This is a genomic window from Pyrinomonadaceae bacterium (assembly GCA_036277115.1).
Classification (GTDB): domain Bacteria; phylum Acidobacteriota; class Blastocatellia; order Pyrinomonadales; family Pyrinomonadaceae; genus UBA11740.
Window position 1 is genome coordinate 162,596 of sequence record DASUNM010000015.1, and the last position, 19,303, is coordinate 181,898.

The window sequence follows — 19,303 nt, forward strand, 5'->3', positions numbered from 1 at the left end:
CCTAGACCCTGATTGAGCCACGGAACGCCCTGGCGCCATAGTAAGATTCCGCGCCGTTGTGATACACGAAGACATGGTCGTAGCGTTTATCACAAAAAAGCGCACCGCCGAGTTTTCTAATATCAGGAGGTGTCTTCACCCAGCTCGATGTCTTGGTGTCGAAGTCTCCAAGTTGCTGCAGCTCGCGATATTCGTCCTCCGTCAAAATCTCGATGCCCATAGCCGCGGCCATGTTCATAGCGCTGTCTTTTGGTTTGTGTTCTTTCCGTGCCTCGAGCGCTTCACGGTCGTAACAAATACTTCGGCGGCCTTTAGGACTTTCGGATGAACAATCAAAAAAGATGTACTCGCCCGTCTTTTTATCACGGCCAACCACATCGGGTTCACCGCCGGTTTTTTCCATTTCACCAAGTGACCACAGTTTTTTCGAATTAGCTTCCAGCTTTGCCTGCACTTTCGCCCATTCGAGACCCTTATGGCGCTTCATATTCTTCTCAAAGCGGGCCTTTAAACTCTGGAGCAGTTCTTCACGTTCTCCTGGGGACATGGCGGTCTGTTTCATGGTTGGTTTTGTAAATCTATCTGTCGGCGACTGTCAATCCCTCATTTTTCAGTTCACCGATTGAGATCATTGAGCCTGAGGACGCCGCTGTGCTGTGCGCGTTCGCAAATCAAACTGATCTCCGGGTGATAACCAGTAGTACCAGTTCCGATCGTATTTCTTGTTGTCGTAGATAGCCACACGTCCTCGACCGAAGACTTCAAAGCGGTCGCCAGTAACTTTGATCCACGCTTTCTCATCAATACCGATCCCCAGAAGTTTCGGGTAAAGGTCGAGGATGGTCACCAGCTCATTCTGGCGCATCGCTTCCGAAAGGTGAGGGTTGACCGCGACATTCTTTAAGAAGGCGAACCCGCGCTCGCGCCCTTTGACCATTAATACCGGCTTGTCCGGATTGCCTCTGATCGTGTAAGAGCCCTGGATAATTGCGCCCGCCGAGTTGCCGCCGACGACACCGCCGCGATCGAGTACAGCCTCAATTTCCCGTTGCGTCCGCGTATCGAGATAAGCCTGTGACAAGCGGCCGGCATTGCCGCCGCTTAACCAGACGCCATGCGCTTTACGCAGAGGCTCGACGAATTCTTTAGAGTCAGCGGTCTTTGAGTTGCGCGTGTGCAGGATCGTGATGTCTCTAACGCCAAACATCTTACAGAGTTCCTGCTTAAACTCTGGCGTGTTTGCCGGCAGGGTGTCGGTGTGCAACCACTCCCAGATGAGGCCGGAAGGCAGTCTCAGGCTCGAAGCTGCAGTGGGGATGTAAACGATATTTGCGTCGGGTCCTCCGGCTAAAGCAACGAATTCCTTGATGCCCGTCTCCTGGTCTCCGCCGGTAAGGATCAACGTCCCTTTGGAAGGGCCACTCGACGTCTGGGCGGTCACCGTGGCGGCGCAGATGGTTGCGACGAGCACCACGAAGAATATCTTCCGCGTCATGAATCCTCCGTCTAAACCAAATCATTAACTCGGCACGACAAACGATTTTTGCTCATCCACCGCGATGCACAAACCGAATGCTGTTGCCGTCTGGATCATGGACGTACATTTCGCGATTGCCCCAACTTTGATCAGTGGGTTTGAGATCAATGACGACACCCCTGGCCCTCAATTCCACATGGAGGGCGTCCACATCTTCCACCCCGACAAAGACTACTCCGCCCGCCACTCCATCACCAGAAAAAGAGGAAACATGGACCTCAACGTTGTCACGCGTCAGACCCATGTAACAGGGATCCGCGCCACCAAACGGCCGATAGGCAAAAATTTGCGTAAAACCGAGACGGTCGCAGTAAAACTCTTCGGCCGCGGCCGAGCTGCTCGCATGCATGACAGGAATAGCAAATTTGAGCATGACAGAAACTCAGAAGGTGGATAACGGTTGAGTTGGGGGCCGGCGCGGCGAATATGTTCAACCCTTTCGCCTTCCTCCTTTTCGCTTGGATTTTACGATCCGGCCGCTCGCGTCAAAACGATTTGTTCGACCGCGATGATTTATCAAAGCGCCAATCGTGCATCACTACTGAGCAATCAGCCAAGCCACCCCAGTGACGTTGAGCACCACGCTTAACCAGTATCCGACGCGGAAGGCGACCTTTCTAGTTTTGTGCCGGAACCAGTGTCGCGCAACGAGAGCGCCCGGCCAGCCCCCGATCAATCCCAACATCACCAGGGTCCACTCGTTTGTTCGCCTCGCGCCGACCTGTGCGGCCCACTTGTCGTGCTTGTACGTAAAGAAAGTCGCGATGCTGATGACGATGTAGACAAACGCCACCGGCCACCAGAGGCGTCCAACCACGGCCAGCAGCACAACAACTCCGAGAAACGCCGCGGCCACACAACCTGCGAATAGATACGGGTCGCGCGATCGCGTCTGTGCTTCAAACCGCTTCGGACGGCTCACGACATAAGTGACTAATGTTGCGCAGCGGCGGCCGCGTTCATCGGTGCCGAGTGTGTAGGAGACAAACTCGCCGTCCGTCGGACGTCGACTTCCGCTGGGGAAGGCCGAGATGTGAACGAACACGCGTTCGGCGCGTTCGAGCGGGGATACAAAGCCGAACCCGCGAAGATCGTTCCAGTCAGTGATTTTGCCTTGCACTCGCATGTCGCTGCCACGCTGTGCATGGCTAGGCGGTATCTTTACTCATTTTCAAGATCCTGCACATAGCGAACGTGTGAGTAATGGTCGTCAAGTTGGGAGCCGATACTCTCCAGGTATTTGGAAAGTTTGCTCAGGTCGGTACCCCAAGCAACCCAACGCGCCATAGTTGTTCGATTCCCTGCGTGTTGCGTCGGAAGGTGTAAGGCTTGTCTAGGGAAGCAATTCCGGCACGACTAACCACTGAAACGTTCCCGAACCATTCTCCACCGACTGACCACTAATTGTGAGATGGGCAGTTGCGCCATAAGCATCGGGCCAGGGCAGATTAGAATTCGTCAGCTGTTTGAATACTTCTCCAATCATGGGAAAGTGCCAAACAACGAACAGGTGCATGGGATGCTCATCTGCTACAACCGTCCGCATGGTATTGAACACTGAGGTTAGACTGACTGTAGAAGACAATTGACGTATAGGTCGTGCTGCAGTCGGCGGTAGATTTTGTGCCAGACACAGACTCTTGAGGATGATATTAGCGGTTCGCTCTGCCCGTTTCTTGTTGCTGCTCAAGATCGAGGTCGTGTCGGGCGTTATGCCAAGCCTCACAAACATGCTACCGAGCTTAGCAGCCTGGGACTGACCGGTGGTCGACAATGAGGGATCGTTACCGTTTTGTACAGGTTTGGCATGGCGTATCAGATATAGGTTCATTGATTCAATTCCCCTCTCCTACAGATATGAGCGTTAGCCTCTGAAGCTGGCCTGTTTCACTTGTCTCGAAAAGCACCGAACTAAGATTCTCTCAGCCACTTTCTAATGATCTTTAGGCCCAGGACATTTCATGGTCTGACTTAGAGGAGCGATTGTGAACGTTTGAGTTTTACCGGGCGGCGCTAGAGCAAGGAGAAATTGTGAAGGAAGAAGGCGGAATCAATCTCATTGGTTTATCCTCTCTCGTCCTTCATTCTGCTTTTCGGCGCCGGTTCAAAGAGTGGGCACGCGGCCATAACAAGTTAATTCTCGATGCGCAATTTCCCATCAGCCGTCAGCGCATCCGAACAATCAGTGGTTTCACAAAGCCTGATAGGGAGTTCGTTCCTGGCAACGATATCGATAACGTTCTTGAAGATGGGGTGGGGTTGGGCTTCGTGAGGCGCTTCACGCGAATACAAGACGACGCCATGTCTTCGTGCCAACGCTCCCAACGCCTCATCGAGTTCTTCGAGCGTTACATTTTTTCCGTCAAGCGTGACCTGGCCTGATTTTTGGACGTACACCTTTGCATACGGCGTATCCGCGGTCCGCATGTTCGCCGAATTCTGGTTCTTGCACCCGCCCAAAAGCATCAGCGATGGAAGAAAAAGCAGAAGGATCAGGTTGACTAATGACTTCATGATTATCTTGAGCCGCCGAACGTTTAGAGTTGACGCGGCGGCGGCGATTTCAATCATCCACCAGCGTATCAACCCAGTCGCCGAGCTCATTAATATAACGGCGCCGAACCTGAGCGGGCGGGATTGACTCAGCTAGATCACGTTCGTGTCTGATAAAGGCAATTGCGTTGACGGTCAAAGGACCGAGAATGATAAGAATCCCAATTCCAAGTTCCACAAGATCTGGAATCTGATCGTCAGTAGGGAGATAGTTGCCAAGAATCAAGAGAGCGAACAATGACAACGCTACCGCAGCTCTCTTTGGGCGCATTGTAAAAAAGAAACTGAGACCGTAGAAAAGAAGACTTGCTAGCACGATACGCCCGAGCTTCCATCGCATGCCATGTAATCCGCCACAATGTGGGCACTGGACGAGGAACCCATTCCAACTGTCCCATTTTTTAAGCCCTAGTTTATTGCCACAGTGGAGACAAGGTTTGATTGAATCGCCTGGTTTGGCATCTCCGGGAAGAACTCCCTTGGGGTAACCCGTATCAGAAAAAGATTCGCTTGTTTCAACGACACTATCCGAATCAAGCAATATGGTGTCGCACCGCTTGCAAAAGGGCGTCGTCGCCCAATTTACCATTCCACATCGCGAACATTTGATGGAGTTCATGAGATAGATCCGGATCTGATCTCCGCCGCGTCTGAGCTGAGCCGCGCGGCGCGATTTCACTCAGCACTCACTATTCATCACGCCTTAGAGGATGGCTCCGGACACGCTCGTGCGCGTCGCAAGTAGCGAGAAGGTCGGCGGGAGTTCGAACTGGAAGTGCGGTGGGCTTAACCGGCAAAGCCGGAAGCCTAAAGAAGACGGGCAGCCTCACATATACTGGTGGGTCACTTCCAAAGCTCAACCCCTGTGGCCACGAAACTGATTTCGTCGGAGGTGCCGTCGGCGTTCCGCGCTATTTTCGCGCCATCCTCGACCAGGTGGTCGGCTTCCTCCTTGCTCAGGACTTTGACGCTGAATTCGCCCTCGGCCATGAATTTTAGACCGTCTGAATCTTTCGGGACGAAGAATTTGTGATCCAGAAAGCTGACGCGAACGCCCGCAGCTCCCGCCTTGGGCGCGATCTGCATCCAGCAGCCCTGCATTTTGCAAACGCGCTCGACGACGCCCTCGATAATCACGCGCTTGCCTGCGAATTTCGCCGGATCTTTCAAAACGTCGGCGAAAGCCACTGCGGGTGATTTACCGATCGGCTCGCCGCGCTTGATGCGGCCGCCTCCGGCGCTCATCGCCTCGGCAGCCGTCATAGTATTCCCAGACCCCTGCCCCTTCTCTTTCGAGTGTTTGTTGTCCTGGTAGGCCGTAACCCCGGCGAGCGCGGAGCAGGCGACAATCAGGAGCGACGCTATAAATGTTTTCATGGCCAAGCGAATTATCCTCTCTCACCCTCAGATAAGGTGGACCCGTCGTGCGGGCCGAGTCCGGGATTATAGATGTAAGAAAGGCTCAGCCAAAACCCCGTGGCCAATCACGCAGCTGTGACAGTTGGTTCTTTCAGCTTCCTCGCATGTTCCTAAGCTTCTTGAAACCGCTCGTTAATTGTTAACGTAGTAGAAATTTGACCTTTCGCGGCCGATCTGTGTTTGAATCGCGTACGGTCACGCGTTTTCAGGTTTAAGTCTCAAGTTTCGTTCTAGTTCGTTCAGGAGCACTCCAATGAAAGTCTCTTCAAACATCGCGACGTTAACCCTGTTGCTGACAGTTTGGGTTCTGGCTGCAGGCAGCGTGGTTGCGCAAACGCCGACCCCGCGACCGACGCCGGTTAACCCTGCAACGCAACCGCCCGGGCAGGATCCTTTACCGACGCCCGCGCCGAATGCGCCGCCGGGAACGCAACCAATTTCGCCACAGTCGCCACCGGGAGTTCTCGTGCAGCCGACGCCAGTTCCGACGCCGTTCGATCCGACATTGCCTGATCCGCGCGAGCCGAATTTCCCGGTGCAGCAGGCGCAGCCGTTGTTGCCGATGCCGGATCTCTCGCGGGTGGGAATCATCAGCAGCAACATCCTGAGCCTTTCGCTGAACGATGCGATTCGTAAGGCGCTGCAGAACAACAACGAGATCGAAATCGCACGCGACGACGTTCGCTTTGCTGAGACGCAACTGCGCGGCCTGTACGGTGTGTACGATCCGCTGTTCAGCATCACGCCGCAGATAATTCATAACATCACGCCGCAGCAAAGCAGCCTCGGCGGCGGCGGCGCGGCCGGTACGACGACCACGACGATTTTCAACTTCAGCCCGCAGGTCACTAAGTATTTCGAGCGCGGCGGGGGCAACTACACGCTGAGCTTCGCGAATTCGCGGCAGACGACAAATAATTCGTTCAGCTCCCTAAGTCCCTTCTACTCGTCGAACCTGGCGCTGCAATTCAACCAGCCGCTGTTTCGAAATCGCAGCATCGATCTCAATCGCCGCTCGATCAAGATTCAGAAGAAGTTCATTCAGCAAACCGATTCTGATTTTCGGCAGCGAACGATTCAGATTATTTCGCAGGTGCAGGCCGCTTACTGGAACCTGGTGTTTGCGCTGCGCAATCAGCAGAACCAGCTCGAGAGTCTGAACGTCGCGCGGCAGAACATGCGCAATATCGAAGCGCAGATTGAAGCCGGCGCGAAGGCTCCCCTCGATCGCGCACAGGTGCAGACCGACATTTCATTGCGCGAGTCGCTACTTTTCACCGCCACGCAAAACGTTTCTATCTCAGAGAACTCTTTAAAGCAGTTGATGCTGCGCGACCCGGCCGCGCCCGAATGGACCGCGCAGATTACGCCGACTGATACCCCGGTGCTCGACTTGTCGCCGGTGAATCTGCAACTCGCGCTCGATGAAGCGCACAAAAACCGGCCTGAGATTCGGCGGCTAAACCTGCAGAAAGAAATTAACTCGATCGACATCGACTTCTATAAAAACCAGACGAAGCCGCAAGTCGATTTGAATGGCACATTCGCGCTGACCGGTCTGGCCGGGTCGCCCTGCGATCCGGTCACAAACACTCGCTGTACGCCGCCACCGACGAATCTCGTCGGCGGTTACGGAAAGGACATCCGCAACTTGTTCAGCGGCGACACGCGCAACCTGACGGTTGGGGTGACGATTTCATTCCCGTTCAAGAATCGAACTGCGGAAGCAAATCTCGCCGGCGCGCGCATTCAACGCGATCAGCTGGAGGCTTCGTTCCGTTCTCAGGACCAGGCAATCGAGATGGACGTTCGCAACGCGGCGCAGGCGGTGGACACTGCACGTCGCCGCGTCCTGACTTCACGAATGGCAAGAGAGAGCGCTGAGCAACAGCTCGCCGGCGAAGAGAAACTGTACGAAGTCGGCCGCTCGACCACGTTCCTGCTGCTCTCGCGGCAGAACGAACTGACTTTCGCCCGAACCAACGAACTCCAGGCGCAGACTGATTACAACAAGGCGCTCGCGGATCTTCAGCGGGCGACGGGCTCGACGCTCCGCATCAACAATATTACGGTTGAGCCTACCAAGGAGTAGCAACATTGCCGATTGAAGATTGTCGATTGCCGATTAGCGAAATGTATACTAATCGGCAATCGTAAATCGGCAATTGGCAATGAAAATCTCCGCCTGCATCATCACCTTCAACGAAGAAGAAAATATTCACGCCGCTTGTGAATCGGTTTCTTGGGCGGACGAGATTGTCGTCGTCGATTCCGAATCCACCGATGCGACCGCTGAAATCGCCCGCACTTGCGGGGCGCGGGTCCTCTTCAACAAATGGCCCGGATTTGCGAAGCAGAAGCAATTCGCGACTGATGCGGCCACTCACGAATGGGTCCTAAGCCTCGATGCAGATGAGCGCGTCTCGCCGGAACTCGAATCATCAATTGCAGCTTTGCGCCGCCGGCCGCAGACGGCTTGGGCAGACGGCTATCGGCTCGCGCGGCGGACGTTTTATATGGGCCGCTGGATTCGCGGCGGTGGCTGGTACCCGGATTTTCAACTGCGCCTTTTTGATCGGCGGCACGGAAGCTGGGGCGACCGATTGATTCACGAATCCTTCGCGATGAACTCAGGGTCCAGAGTCGAAACACTTTCCGGGGACTTGCTTCACTACACAGTGCGCGACGCCGCCCATCATCAGCAGATGATTGAAGAGCGCTATGCGCCGCTTGGCGCGCAGCAGATGCTTCGCGATGGCAAGCGCACGTCTTCGCTGCAAGCCGCCGTCGCCGGCCCGTCAGCGTTCGTGCGCAGCTACATCTTGAAATCCGGTTTTCGCGACGGCTCAGCGGGACTGATGATCGCAAAGTTTGCGGCGCGTCATGCGTCACTGAAGCATCGGCTGCTCCTGGACCTTCAGGATCGGCGCGATGAGGGGTGACAGAAGCACTCGATCCGGGGGTATCGCCCTGCGCGCTCACCCCGGCTACTCTCTTTCAGCCCGTCGGGCTGACTTCCATCTGTAACAATCACAGTTGGTGCATCAGACACCTACCTTATTGCTCTCGTAACGGGCAAAAAGAGAAAGCAGTAGGCAGGGCTTCTCTGTCGGGTTACAATCGCAGACGAATGAGCCTGTTGGCGATCGAGAACGTCCTGGACGTGCCGCTGCCAATCGTGGCCGCGTTCACGGGCATTCTCGGCGCCATCATCGGTAGTTTCCTCAACGTCGTCATTCACCGGATCCCGCTTGAACAATCGATAGTCTTTCCGAATTCTGCGTGCCCGTCGTGTCGCACGCCTCTGCGCGCGTACGACAACATTCCAATTCTGAGCTTCTTAATCCTGCGGGGCCGCTGCCGCTCGTGCCGCAATCCCATTTCCGTCCGTTATCCAATCGTCGAGGCGTTGACCGCGCTCCTCTTCGCTGCCGTCGCCCTGCGTGACGGCATTTCGTATGCGCTGCCATTCGATCTGGCTTTCGTGGCAGCACTTATCGCGCTGATCTTTATCGACGCCGAGCACATGATTCTGCCGAACGTGATCACTTATCCCGGGATCATTTTCGCCGTGCTGACGCGCATTGCGCTGCCTTATCTCGTCGGACCCGAGCAGTTCGATGATTTGCCGGGGTTGTTAGCGCGGATGCCGCAGCTTCCGGTGTGGGCCGTCTCGCTGATTGGCGCCGGTATCGGCGCGCTGGTTGGTGGCGGCTCGCTTTGGCTGATGGGATTTCTGTGGGAGAAGCTGCGCGGGGTTGAGGCGATGGGGCTCGGCGACGTCAAGATGATGTTCATGGTCGGCGCCTATCTTGGATGGCGCCTGGCGGTGCTCACAATCTTCTTCGGCGTTTTTACCGGCTCTTTCGCCGGCATCGCAATGATGGCCAAGCGCGGACGCAACATGCAGATGATGCTGCCGTTCGGAATCTTCCTGGGCATTGGCGCCATCTTCTGCCTGTTCTTCGGTCATCGCATCATCGAATGGTACGCGTCGCAGTTTTGATAGCTCATGCGAATTAGCGGGCGGCAACTTTCGCTCACCCTCCTGGCGGCGGCGTTGCTGCTGGCTGCGGTCTTCATCTTCGCGGTCTTCGCTTTCGCTCCTGAGGTGGCGGGCGTCTACCAGCCGTTCCTGCTTACGAGTTTTATCGTCGCACTCTTCATTAGTCTGGTAGCCATCGCGTGGCTGCTGCGCGGAATTCTCCGCCCCTACAACCAACTAATCAGCGAAGCCGAGCGCGTGCCCGTCGCGCGATCCGGCAAGACGCAAAATGAAGCGGCGTTCGTGCTTGAAACATTTCAGTCCGTCGTCGCCCAACTTCAGGCGCAACAGCAGGAGTTGGAGCGCCTGACCGCGGAAGCGAGCCAGCGCGCGGATTCGGCCGAACTTTTTAGCGAGCGGATCGTCGCCAGCATGCCGACGGGTCTGATTGCCTTCGACTTGTCGGGGAAAGCGACGGTCGCAAACTCGCCGGCGCACGTGTTGTTCGACAGCAACATGAAACTCGAGGGCGAACACTTTCGAACTATCTTCCGCGACGTGCCCGCGCTGGCGAATTTGGTTGATGCCTGCCTCAGCAGCGGTCAGATTTTTCGCCGTGAAGAAATCGAGGCAAACGCTTCACCCCAAGCGAAGCGGCTGGGCGCCACCGTCGCGCCGATTGATCCTTCGGCCACGGGTTCGAAAGGCGCGCTTTGCTTGATCACAGACATCACCGAAGTCACGCAATTGCGTGAACAGGTCGCGTTAAAGCAGAACCTGGCGAGCCTGGGTGAAATGTCCGCCGGTCTGGCGCACGAATTCAAGAATGCGATGGCGGCGCTGCACGGCTACGCGCAGTTCCTGCAAAGCATCGACACTGACGAACGCACTAAGGGCGCTGCGGATGCACTGCTTCAGGAAGTGCGGAATCTTTCCGAGATGACCACGGCTTTCTTGAATTTCGCAAAGCCACAGCCTTTGCAGCTTGAGGAGATTTCGCTGGGCGAATTGATCGATGACTGCGCGCGCGAACTGGCGCCGTTGTTTGAGCAAAGACGGGTGGACTTCGCGACGAACTATTCGCAAGGGAGCCTGGATGTACGCGCCGATCCCAGGCTGCTGCGGCAAGCGCTTTTAAATCTCATACGCAACGCAGCTGAAGCGATTCCGGAGGAGCAGAAAGATCGCCGGGTCGTGGTTGAGGCCGCAAACGACGTTGTTGAGGGAAACGGCTGGGTAGCAGCGAGCATCCGTGACACGGGGCCGGGAATTGATGAGACGGACCTTCCCAAAGTTTTCATTCCCTTCTTCACTACCAAAGCCTCCGGGCACGGAATCGGTTTGCCGCTGGCGCATCGCATCGTAACTCAGCACGGTGGCACGCTCAGCGCTGCAAATGTACCCCACGGCGGAGCGCTTTTCACTCTACGATTGCCCGCCAACTAGATCGCTGCGACGCGACAGGCGTTGCAAAAGTCGGCTACAATCCCATCTATGAAACGCTCGGGAGTCGCCGATCTTCCATTGCACGGAGGCCGTGTGCCTGAATGGTTGGCGCAGCGGATGACGGCTCTGGGAACGGCGATCACCGAAGCGATCATTCACGATTACGGCGCGTCCGCGTTTATTTCACGATTGAGCGATCCGTTTTGGTTTCAGGCGCTTGGCGCAGTGATGGGAATGGACTGGCATTCGTCCGGCGTGACGACTTCGGTCATGGGCGCGCTGAAACGCGGGCTCGCGCCTAAGGCCGACGAATTGGGCATCTACATCTGCGGCGGCCGGGGCCGGTTTTCGCGAAACACACCGAGTGAATTGCGCTCGATCTCCAATCGTCGTGGGTTCGATGGTGAATCACTGGTGCGCACCAGCCGTTTGACCGCACGCATCGACAACAACGCAATTGCCGATGGCTTTCAGATCTATTTGCACAGTTTCGTGGTGACTGCTGACGGCGAGTGGGCGGTGGTGCAGCAGGGCTTGAACGACGCCACCGGCATGGCGCGCCGGTATCACTGGCACTCGGCGGCGGTAAGGGATTTTGTCGAAGAACCGCACACAGGGATCGTCGGCGAGCACCAGGGTACAATCATGAATCTCGTCGACGCGAGTGCGAAGCCGGCGCAGAAAGCGATGCTCGATGTGGCGCAGCAGCAACCGGACAGAACCCTCGGCGAGATTCGCCATCTCCGGATGCCTGCGCATCATGATGTGCGCGCGCCAGACGTGAACCGGAAACGACTAGGCGCCGTGCTCGCGGTTGCTTACGAACGCGACCTGCACAACTTTGCCGAGTTACTGCTGTTGGAAAAGCTCGGACCGCGAACTCTTCAATCGCTTGCCTTAGTTGCCGAAGTCATTCACGGCGCGCCCACGCGCTTCGACGATCCGGCGCGCTTTTCATTTGCACACGGCGGGAAAGATGGGCATCCGTTTCCCGTACCGCTGAAAACGTACGACGAATCGATAAACTTCCTGCAGGGCGCGCTCGATCGGGCCAAAGCGGTCAGTAGCCCCACTAGTCGGGATAGCGACCGAATAAATTTGGATTTCGGCCAAGAGAAGCTGCAGGCGCTGCGCCGCCTTGAACGCTTCACCCGCGCCGTCGAGAAACGTATGAAGCCGGATGCTGATTTCGACGCCCTCATGAAGCACGAGCATGTCATTTCAGCTTCGCTTGATGGTCGCACCGTCTTCGATGATTCCCCCGCGCGAAACTATTTCGTGGGAAAGAAGCGGCAACCTACGCTTTTCTGAAATGCCCCCAAAACAAAACGGCGGACCCAGTTCCCTGCGTCCGCCGCTCTTCTTCAGTAGGTCCGAGAGCTAACGCTTCGGAGTTCTCGCGTTTGCGATATTCGAATACGCTGAGTTGCCGCTTCCGTTGAATGCGCGCACGCGATAGCGATAGCGCGTGTTCGCGGCCAACCCTGTATTCGGGAAACTCGTGACATTCGCCCCGACCTGAGCAATCTGCGCAAAATTCGTGCAGTTTTGGCCGGTGCAACGCTCGATGCTGAAGCCCTGTTCGTTGTTCGAATTGTCGGTCCACGCCAGATTGACTTGGGTGGCCGAGACCGGCGTTGCCGTCAGGTTAGTCGGCGCCGCCGGCACCGGTGTAGGTGTCGGCGTTGGAGTCGGCGTCGGTGGTGGAGTGGGCGTCACCGTTGGTGTTGGCGTCGGAGTTGGTGCGCCACCACAGCCCGGGAACTTGAACGATCCGATGCGCGTGCGCCAATTGAATTGGCTGGTTGTCGAGTAGTACTCCTGCGTGTACCAGAAGGTACAGTCGTCAACCGGATCGATCGTCATCGCGCTATAGTCACCCCATCGGCTACCTGTGCTTACCTGGCTGCCGGTGCCGGCGAACATAAGCGTCTCGCCTTGCGCCAGGGTGTTCACCGGATCCGTCGCGAGCCGGCCCGCGTAACGAATTTGCGGATTGATCGATGCGCTCGAAGCGCTGTAACCGAGCGCCAGGTTGCCTTGCTGGTCCATCGCCGCGCTACCCATCCAACGCCAGGTAGTATCGGGTTGATAGGTGCTCTCCTGCGCAACCGTGACCGGTCCGGCGGTGACGTTTCGCAATTCAAACCACCGCACGCCGGCAGCCCCGCCTGAGGCGACGGTGTAATTCCCGACGACTGCTTCATGCGTACCGAAGTTTCGATACGCCAGTCTGAACATCAACCGATCGCCGATGGCGTCCAAGCGCGTTGTCGTGCCGGCTTGCGGAACGCAGTTCCGGGTCGTGGCACATAACATTGAGAAGCCGGCCGCGGGCGGGCTCGCGAACAGCGTAAAGCTCGAGTTCGCCGGCGTCACAAAGTCCACATGGAAATGGAACAAACGATAAGACCCAGTGCCGGGCCATTGAACGAAAGTCGCGGGCGCGCCCGGCGGCGGGAGGTTCGAACCGTCGAGATCCGCCGGCAGATAAGTTTCTTCAGACGAACCGCCGGTGATTCCGGTAGTGATGAACGTTGCCGGTAATCCGGCAAGCATCTTCGCGCGATCAAACGCGAATGGCTGAGGGCCGAGGTACGCCGTCGCAGAAGAGTTAAACACGTTCATGCTCATGTAGTAGGCATCGGGCCACACGCTGAGCTTCGGATAATCAAAAAAGTTCGTGCCTAGGTTAAAGGAGTATCGGTGATACGAACCCGTTGCGTCGCTGGTGGTTGAGACCGCAACGCACTCGTTAGTGGGAATGCTCACGCCGGCAAACTGAGTGATGACCCAGCGATTCGCGAGTTGATCATAAAGCACTACCGGATCGCCGCTGCCGTTGAATTCGCAAACGCCGCCGAAGCCGCTCCAGACCGTCGAAATACCTGACGGCCCTAACATCGACGCTCCGGTCGTCTTGTTGAAGACCTGGTAACCCTCGTTGACGATCTGCACATACTGAGTTGCGCCCACTTCGCCGTTCGTATCGGGCGGCGCGCAGTTGCAAGCGACGCCTGGAAACGGGACGCCATCGAAGTTGAGCGACGTTCCGGGCATTCCAACCGTCGGCGCACTCGGACCGGATTCGGAGGTTTGGACGACGGGATCCGAGCGGTCGACGTGCCGGTGCGGGATGACCTTCGGATTCTTGTTGGCTTCCTTCTTCTCCTTGAACTTTACCGGATGCTGCGGCATCTCGCGCAGCGGCGGCGACGTGTCATTGTGTTCTGAAGCAACTACGCTCACATTCTTGCCCTGGCCTTGTACTGGCTGTGCCGCCCAGCGAGCGCGTGCGGCTTCCATCACCTGTGGCAAAACCAAAAGAGTGACAAGCAATAAACAGCCGCCCAGTGCGGCAAACAGTTTGGCGAATTTCATTCAGCTCCTCCTAAATGTCACAAATGCACCAGCCGCGGTTACCGTGGCGAGTCGGGCGTGAGGCACGAAGGCCGGATGCGAACACTGGTCTTAGTGGGGGGAACTACCGAAATGCGCAGAAAAGCTACCACACTGATTAACACGTGACAAGATATTTTCCAAAAAATGCGGAACGCCTCGACATTCGGGACTAGAACCGAAGTAATGAGGATTGCTAACAGCCGAATGCGCTTGCAGTTGGCAGTTTTAGATCTCTCCAACGAGATAAAAACTATTGACTTGGCCGCTCACCACTACTATCATGCGCCGTTTGTTAGACAGTTGGAGTTGGCGGCCTCGCTTAGTCTCATCAATCCCTAAAGACGAGGTGTGTCGGAAGCTGTCAACTCACGTGCACTAAACCCGCAATCAGGAGGAAATATGAAAAAAGTGTTTGCCGTTCTTGTATTCGTCGCGCTCTGCCTTACCGCGCTGACGCCATTAAATGTCGCATTTGCTCAAGGCAAAAACTCACCACCACCACAAGCTCAAAACGAACGTGCTGAAATCAGCCGCGCAACTCATCACGACACAACGACGGTGCCCTTGCGTGAGATGTTTGAACGAGGAGACCGACCGGGCCCAGCTCGAGGAGGCCGGGACTTTGAACCTGGACGACCAGCGCCAGTTGGCAAAGCAAATCCTCCTGGCATCGATCCGCTTGCCGAAAGAGGCGTCGGGGCTCCGTCTGCATTCGCGCAGCCGAAAGCTGCAACGGACGGCACGCCGGTCGATCCAAGTGCGCGGGTGGCGCCTCCCGACACCACTGGCGACGTTGGTCCGAATCATTACGTTCAGTGGGTCAACCTACGCTACTCGATCTACACGCTGACGCGTAACACTTCGAATGAAATCACAGGTTTCACACCAGTGCCGGGCTTTCCGAAAAATGGCAACGTCGTATGGCAAGGTTTCGGTGGCCGGTGCCAATCGGACAACGACGGCGATCCCATCGTCCAGTACGACCAATTGGCTGATCGTTGGGTCCTGACGCAGTTTGCCGTTTCGGCCACGCCCTATACACAATGCGTTGCCGTTTCCACCGGACCAGATCCCACCGGCACGTACCATCGCTACGCCTTCTCGTACAACCGCGATTTTCCGGATTATCCGAAAATGGGCGTGTGGCCGGACGCGTACTACATCAGCTACAACATGTTCAAGAATGGCCGCACCTTCGCCGGTGGTCAGGTCTGCGCTTTTGAGCGTAGTCAAATGTTGACGGGAGGCGCCGCGCGACAAGCTTGCGCTAAAACGACTGCGGGACATAGTCTGGAACCGGCTGACCTCGAGGGTTCGACGTTACCACCCGCCGGCTCGCGGAACTTCCTGCTAAGTATTACAACCAACACACTCCAATTTTGGCGATTCGCCGTCAACTGGGGTGCTGGGACAGGAACGCTGACGGGGCCAACAACGATCGGGGGCGTGTCGTTCTCCAGGGCCTGCGGCGGCGGCGCTTGTATTCCGCAACCGGGCACGTCACAGCAACTCGACACACTCGCCGATCGTTTGATGTACCGCTTGAGCTACCGCAACCTCGGCACGCGCGAAGCACTCGTGATTAATCACTCGGTTGCGACGGGCGGCGTGAGCGCCATTCGGTGGTACGAGTTGACCAACGCAGCGGGTCAAACGATAAACAGCGCCACCCCGGTGGTTCGGCAACAGGGAACGTTCTCGCCAAGTTCCGACCATCGCTGGATGGGCAGCGCCGCAATTGATCAGACGGGCGGAATTGCTATCGGCTACAACATCTCCAGTTCGTCAATCAAACCGAGCATCCGTTATGCGTACCGCTCCCCTCTCGATCCTCTCGGCACGCTAGGCAACGAGACGGAAGCAAAGGCCGGACCCGGTGTTCAGACACCGAGCCTATCTCGCTGGGGAGACTACAGCACCATCAGCGTCGACCCAGTAGACGGTTGCACGATGGTATTTACGTCTCAGTACCAGCCGGCGGATGGTAACTTCAACTGGACCACTTACATCTACTCATTCAAGCTGAGTAGCTGTCCTTAGTTACGGATCGTTTCAGCCAGGGGCGAACATCGTTCTGATGTTCGCCCTTTTTTTTATCTTGCTTCCCAGATTGGGAGGCTAACTAAGTCCTTCTGATTCAGGTTAACCTGCGGCTGTGCCTGAACTCCCCGACATCACGATCTACCTTGAGGCCCTGGAAAAGCGGATTTTCCATGGCCGTCTCCAGCGGGTCCAGTTAGCATCACCGTTCCTGTTGCGAACTGCCGCGCCACCGATCTCGGCTGTGGAAGGAAAGGAAGTCGTTGCGTTACAACGGTTAGGCAAGCGAATCTGCGTGGGATTTGAAGGTAGTCTTTGGATGGTCCTGCACTTGATGATTGCCGGGCGGTTGCACTGGAAAGAGTTTGTCACAACCGGTCGCGTAAGCGAGCGGGAGAAGAAGTCGCCGCTGAAATTCCCTAAAAACACGCTGGCCATCTTTCACTTCGAAAACGGCCAGCTTTCATTGACTGAGGCCGGGACCCAACGCCGAGCTTCGCTTCACATCGTGCAGGGCGAGGAAGGTTTGCGCGGACTCGACCCCGGTGGCATTGAGCTGTTCCGTAAGAAGCCCGGCGATAAGGGAGGGGGCGGCCACTTTATCGATCTCGCAAACTTCGCCCGCGTTCTTAAATCGGAAAACCACACGCTGAAACGTGCGCTGACCGACCCGCGACTCTTTAGTGGCGTTGGCAACGCATATTCTGACGAGATTCTTTGGCACGCGCGGCTTTCGCCGGTGAAGCTGACGCAGAAACTTACTGAAGAAGAAATCACGCGGCTTCACAACGCCACGCGTGACACGCTGATGGAATGGATTGAGCGGTTGCGTCAAGAAACCGGCGAACGGTTCCCGGAAAAAGTCACTGCGTTTCGAAAAGAAATGGCGACGCACGGCCGTTACCGCGAGCCGTGCCCACGCTGCGGCACGAAGATCCAGCGAATTCGCTACGCGTCTAACGAGACGAATTACTGTCCGGGTTGTCAGACAGGCGGCCGGTTACTGGCGGATCGCGCACTTTCGCGCTTGCTGCGCGAAGACTGGCCGAAGCGAGCCGAAGACATGAACTAGACACTGCAAGCTTCGCCGGTGGAATGCCGGCCAGCCATTTACCACGGAACGATCTGCTTTTTGCAACATAACTCCACGCCGATTACGAAAGAATTCTCGTTTTCGTAGCGTCATCTGCCCAATGCAGTTCCCTCCTCAACCGGCGCGCGAATTTTGTAAGGCAACATCCATCATCTAAAAGGAGTCCGGAATGAATATTTACAAACTGAGAAAACTACGCGCAGTCCCTTTCTTTTTCGCAGCCGCCCTCTTGCTGAGCACGGTATCAGTGAGTTTCGCCCAAACGTCGAACGCCCAAGGCCCGGCACAGATTTACCGATCAGTGCCGAACGGCGCAAAGATGAAATTCCAGGGCGTGGTGATTGAACGTAACGCCGACACTTTCACCATTCGCGATCGATCGCGCGCCGACTATCAAGTGCTGATCACCGATGAAACGAGCATCAAAACGAATGGCGGGTTTCTCCGCAGCGGCAAAAAGTATCCGGTTACCGACATCCTGCGCGGTTTGATTGTCGAGGTCGAAGGACGTGGCGACGCGCAGGGTCAACTGGTCGCCGACAAGATCAGGTTCCGCGAATCTGACATGCGCGCGGCGATTACTTCCGAAACGCGCGTGGGCCCCGTTGAAGAGAACCAGCAGAAAATCGCCGGACAGATCGACGAACTGCACGCCATCGCCCAGGAAGCACGAGCAGAGGTCGCCAAGGTGAACGATCGGGTCACCTCACTCGATGAAGTTGATGAACAGGCAAGCGTCGCCGTTACTTTTAAAGTGAACAGCGCAATCCTCTCGCTGGAGGCCAAGCGTCAGCTTGATGAGTTTGCCGCAAAAGCTTTGGCGGCGAGGGGCTATATGATCGAAGTTGCCGGACATACCGACTCAACCGGCGGCGAAGCGAAAAACATTCGTCTGAGTCGCGCGCGAGCCGACGCGGTCGTCGATTATCTGGCGATTAATCACAAGATTCCGGCGCGACGTTTCATTACGCCGCTCGGGTACGGCAAGAACGAAGCGGTTGCTGACAACACGACCGCCTCTGGGCGCGCGCAAAACCGTCGCGTCGAAGTAAAAATGCTTATTAACCGCGGGCTTAACACCGCCTCGACAAATCAACCCTAGACATTCTTTGATATCTCATACGAGAGGGGCGCTGGATCATCCAGCGCCCCGCCGTTTCCTTCCACTCGCACTCGACAACCCTTTTGAAAATCGTTACCAGGGTAGCGCGTCCCAGATGCTGCCGCCTGAACGGCCGTGGCTTACACCGCGCGCGCGAACGATCGAAGCGGCGTCCACCAGCGAACGAAGCGGGACTTCGCCTGAGAAACTTTGGTCGAAGCGCTTTTCCGTAATAAATAACGGCAGGGTAAACGCGGAATCGAGATCGTAACGAAGCTGACCTCGATTAGTGAATGCCGACCACACCACCTCCGGAATCGAGCGCAAATGTACCGTCAGCGGCAGATTAACGCGCGATGCCCGCCGGCCGCCGACCTTCAGCGTGCCGTGATGAGTGCCCTCGATCACGTCGCGGTCCGCCAGGCGTAACCGATAATCGAAGTCCTTCAGACTCACCGGAATAAATCCGTTCGCGATGTCGAGGCCAACATTCAAGCTCGCCGTCTGATTACGAAAATCGATTGATTCGAGTGTAATTTCGCCGACTTTGATCTGAACATTAACGGCATCGCCGATGCGACCGATATCTTTGACGCCGCCGAGATCCGGCCAGCGCGTTTGGGCCGGCGTCATGACAAACGCAAACAGCAAAAAAGCTGTCGCCGCCAGGGCAAACGGAACGATTTTTCCTGAATTCATCATCGGCTTTTTCCTACTTTCGTTCAG

Annotated in this window: 18 protein-coding genes; 8 read left to right on the forward strand and 10 right to left on the reverse strand. The window is 56.4% G+C overall.

The genetic code is table 11. The features are described 5' to 3' along the window. Position 1 precedes the first annotated feature (1 nt). The 8 genes from VFX97_03675 to VFX97_03710 all read right to left on the reverse strand — a co-directional run bounded on the left by VFX97_03675 (position 2) and on the right by VFX97_03710 (position 5,467). Positions 2-562: a DUF4256 domain-containing protein gene (locus tag VFX97_03675; protein ID HEX5702299.1), complete on the reverse strand. Its 561-nt coding sequence runs from the start codon at positions 560-562 to the stop codon at positions 2-4. A 66-nt stretch (positions 563-628) separates the two neighbouring features. Next, on the reverse strand, positions 629-1,495 hold the full coding sequence (locus VFX97_03680) for a cyanophycinase (protein HEX5702300.1): 867 nt from the start codon (positions 1,493-1,495) through the stop codon (positions 629-631). Positions 1,496-1,547: 52 nt separating this feature from the next. Then, a complete protein-coding gene (locus tag VFX97_03685; protein ID HEX5702301.1) occupies positions 1,548-1,910 on the reverse strand; it encodes a glyoxalase superfamily protein in 363 nt (120 codons plus the stop codon). 165 nt (positions 1,911-2,075) lie between these two features. Continuing rightward, a complete protein-coding gene (locus tag VFX97_03690) occupies positions 2,076-2,663 on the reverse strand; it encodes a cold shock and DUF1294 domain-containing protein (protein HEX5702302.1) in 588 nt (195 codons plus the stop codon). A 207-nt stretch (positions 2,664-2,870) separates the two neighbouring features. Then, a complete protein-coding gene (locus VFX97_03695; protein ID HEX5702303.1) occupies positions 2,871-3,368 on the reverse strand; it encodes a histidine phosphatase family protein in 498 nt (165 codons plus the stop codon). Positions 3,369-3,670: 302 nt separating this feature from the next. Next, positions 3,671-4,051 (reverse strand): hypothetical protein, encoded by a 381-nt coding sequence (locus VFX97_03700; protein HEX5702304.1) that lies wholly within the window; start codon positions 4,049-4,051, stop codon positions 3,671-3,673. Positions 4,052-4,100: 49 nt separating this feature from the next. Continuing rightward, the gene (locus VFX97_03705) at positions 4,101-4,709 is read right to left on the reverse strand and encodes a hypothetical protein (protein HEX5702305.1); all 609 of its coding nucleotides are present in this window, start codon (positions 4,707-4,709) and stop codon (positions 4,101-4,103) included. A 224-nt stretch (positions 4,710-4,933) separates the two neighbouring features. Next, positions 4,934-5,467 carry a DUF4920 domain-containing protein gene (locus VFX97_03710; GenBank protein HEX5702306.1) on the reverse strand — a complete coding sequence of 178 codons (534 nt, stop codon included), beginning with the start codon at positions 5,465-5,467 and terminating at the stop codon, positions 4,934-4,936. A 295-nt stretch (positions 5,468-5,762) separates the two neighbouring features. Here VFX97_03710 and VFX97_03715 point away from each other — a divergent pair, with 295 nt between their 5' ends. The 5 genes from VFX97_03715 to VFX97_03735 all read left to right on the forward strand — a co-directional run bounded on the left by VFX97_03715 (position 5,763) and on the right by VFX97_03735 (position 12,251). Further along, complete coding sequence (locus tag VFX97_03715; GenBank protein ID HEX5702307.1) at positions 5,763-7,601, forward strand: TolC family protein; 1,839 nt, start codon at positions 5,763-5,765, stop codon at positions 7,599-7,601. 79 nt (positions 7,602-7,680) lie between these two features. Further along, the gene (locus VFX97_03720; GenBank protein HEX5702308.1) at positions 7,681-8,451 is read left to right on the forward strand and encodes a glycosyltransferase family 2 protein; all 771 of its coding nucleotides are present in this window, start codon (positions 7,681-7,683) and stop codon (positions 8,449-8,451) included. A 188-nt stretch (positions 8,452-8,639) separates the two neighbouring features. Next, complete coding sequence (locus VFX97_03725; protein HEX5702309.1) at positions 8,640-9,515, forward strand: prepilin peptidase; 876 nt, start codon at positions 8,640-8,642, stop codon at positions 9,513-9,515. A gap of 6 nt (positions 9,516-9,521) precedes the next feature. Next, positions 9,522-10,940, forward strand: coding sequence for an ATP-binding protein (locus VFX97_03730; protein ID HEX5702310.1), 1,419 nt, complete (start codon positions 9,522-9,524; stop codon positions 10,938-10,940). Between the two features lie 48 nt (positions 10,941-10,988). Further along, complete coding sequence (locus VFX97_03735) at positions 10,989-12,251, forward strand: DUF763 domain-containing protein (protein ID HEX5702311.1); 1,263 nt, start codon at positions 10,989-10,991, stop codon at positions 12,249-12,251. Between the two features lie 69 nt (positions 12,252-12,320). Here the strand turns inward: VFX97_03735 and VFX97_03740 are convergent, their stop codons facing one another. After that, on the reverse strand, positions 12,321-14,321 hold the full coding sequence (locus VFX97_03740) for a fibronectin type III domain-containing protein (GenBank protein HEX5702312.1): 2,001 nt from the start codon (positions 14,319-14,321) through the stop codon (positions 12,321-12,323). A 420-nt stretch (positions 14,322-14,741) separates the two neighbouring features. On the opposite strand from VFX97_03740, the gene VFX97_03745 reads away from it, so the two are divergent. From VFX97_03745 to VFX97_03755, 3 genes are all read left to right on the forward strand, one after another. Continuing rightward, positions 14,742-16,382, forward strand: a complete 1,641-nt coding sequence (locus VFX97_03745; protein HEX5702313.1) for a hypothetical protein — start codon at positions 14,742-14,744, stop codon at positions 16,380-16,382. A gap of 115 nt (positions 16,383-16,497) precedes the next feature. Continuing rightward, positions 16,498-17,454 (forward strand): DNA-formamidopyrimidine glycosylase family protein, encoded by a 957-nt coding sequence (locus VFX97_03750; protein ID HEX5702314.1) that lies wholly within the window; start codon positions 16,498-16,500, stop codon positions 17,452-17,454. Between the two features lie 190 nt (positions 17,455-17,644). Then, entirely contained in the window at positions 17,645-18,577 is a 933-nt protein-coding gene (locus VFX97_03755) for an OmpA family protein (protein ID HEX5702315.1), read from the forward strand. A 93-nt stretch (positions 18,578-18,670) separates the two neighbouring features. On the opposite strand, the gene VFX97_03760 is transcribed toward VFX97_03755, so the two are convergent. Next, positions 18,671-19,279: an LEA type 2 family protein gene (locus VFX97_03760; protein ID HEX5702316.1), complete on the reverse strand. Its 609-nt coding sequence runs from the start codon at positions 19,277-19,279 to the stop codon at positions 18,671-18,673. Between the last annotated feature and the right edge of the window lie 24 nt (positions 19,280-19,303).

Bases quoted from the DNA above. Each gene is read 5' to 3' on its own strand.
- VFX97_03690 (HEX5702302.1), bottom strand. From the start codon at position 2,663: ATGCGAGTGCAAGGCAAAATCACTGACTGGAACGATCTTCGCGGGTTC.
- VFX97_03740 (HEX5702312.1), bottom strand. From the start codon at position 14,321: ATGAAATTCGCCAAACTGTTTGCCGCACTGGGCGGCTGTTTATTGCTT.
- VFX97_03735 (HEX5702311.1), top strand. From the start codon at position 10,989: ATGAAACGCTCGGGAGTCGCCGATCTTCCATTGCACGGAGGCCGTGTG.
- VFX97_03710 (HEX5702306.1), bottom strand. From the start codon at position 5,467: ATGAAAACATTTATAGCGTCGCTCCTGATTGTCGCCTGCTCCGCGCTC.
- VFX97_03720 (HEX5702308.1), top strand. From the start codon at position 7,681: ATGAAAATCTCCGCCTGCATCATCACCTTCAACGAAGAAGAAAATATT.
- VFX97_03675 (HEX5702299.1), bottom strand. From the start codon at position 562: ATGAAACAGACCGCCATGTCCCCAGGAGAACGTGAAGAACTGCTCCAG.
- VFX97_03680 (HEX5702300.1), bottom strand. From the start codon at position 1,495: ATGACGCGGAAGATATTCTTCGTGGTGCTCGTCGCAACCATCTGCGCC.
- VFX97_03730 (HEX5702310.1), top strand. From the start codon at position 9,522: ATGCGAATTAGCGGGCGGCAACTTTCGCTCACCCTCCTGGCGGCGGCG.
- VFX97_03745 (HEX5702313.1), top strand. From the start codon at position 14,742: ATGAAAAAAGTGTTTGCCGTTCTTGTATTCGTCGCGCTCTGCCTTACC.
- VFX97_03760 (HEX5702316.1), bottom strand. From the start codon at position 19,279: ATGATGAATTCAGGAAAAATCGTTCCGTTTGCCCTGGCGGCGACAGCT.
- VFX97_03705 (HEX5702305.1), bottom strand. From the start codon at position 4,709: ATGAACTCCATCAAATGTTCGCGATGTGGAATGGTAAATTGGGCGACG.
- VFX97_03725 (HEX5702309.1), top strand. From the start codon at position 8,640: ATGAGCCTGTTGGCGATCGAGAACGTCCTGGACGTGCCGCTGCCAATC.
- VFX97_03715 (HEX5702307.1), top strand. From the start codon at position 5,763: ATGAAAGTCTCTTCAAACATCGCGACGTTAACCCTGTTGCTGACAGTT.
- VFX97_03685 (HEX5702301.1), bottom strand. From the start codon at position 1,910: ATGCTCAAATTTGCTATTCCTGTCATGCATGCGAGCAGCTCGGCCGCG.
- VFX97_03755 (HEX5702315.1), top strand. From the start codon at position 17,645: ATGAATATTTACAAACTGAGAAAACTACGCGCAGTCCCTTTCTTTTTC.
- VFX97_03695 (HEX5702303.1), bottom strand. From the start codon at position 3,368: ATGAACCTATATCTGATACGCCATGCCAAACCTGTACAAAACGGTAAC.
- VFX97_03700 (HEX5702304.1), bottom strand. From the start codon at position 4,051: ATGAAGTCATTAGTCAACCTGATCCTTCTGCTTTTTCTTCCATCGCTG.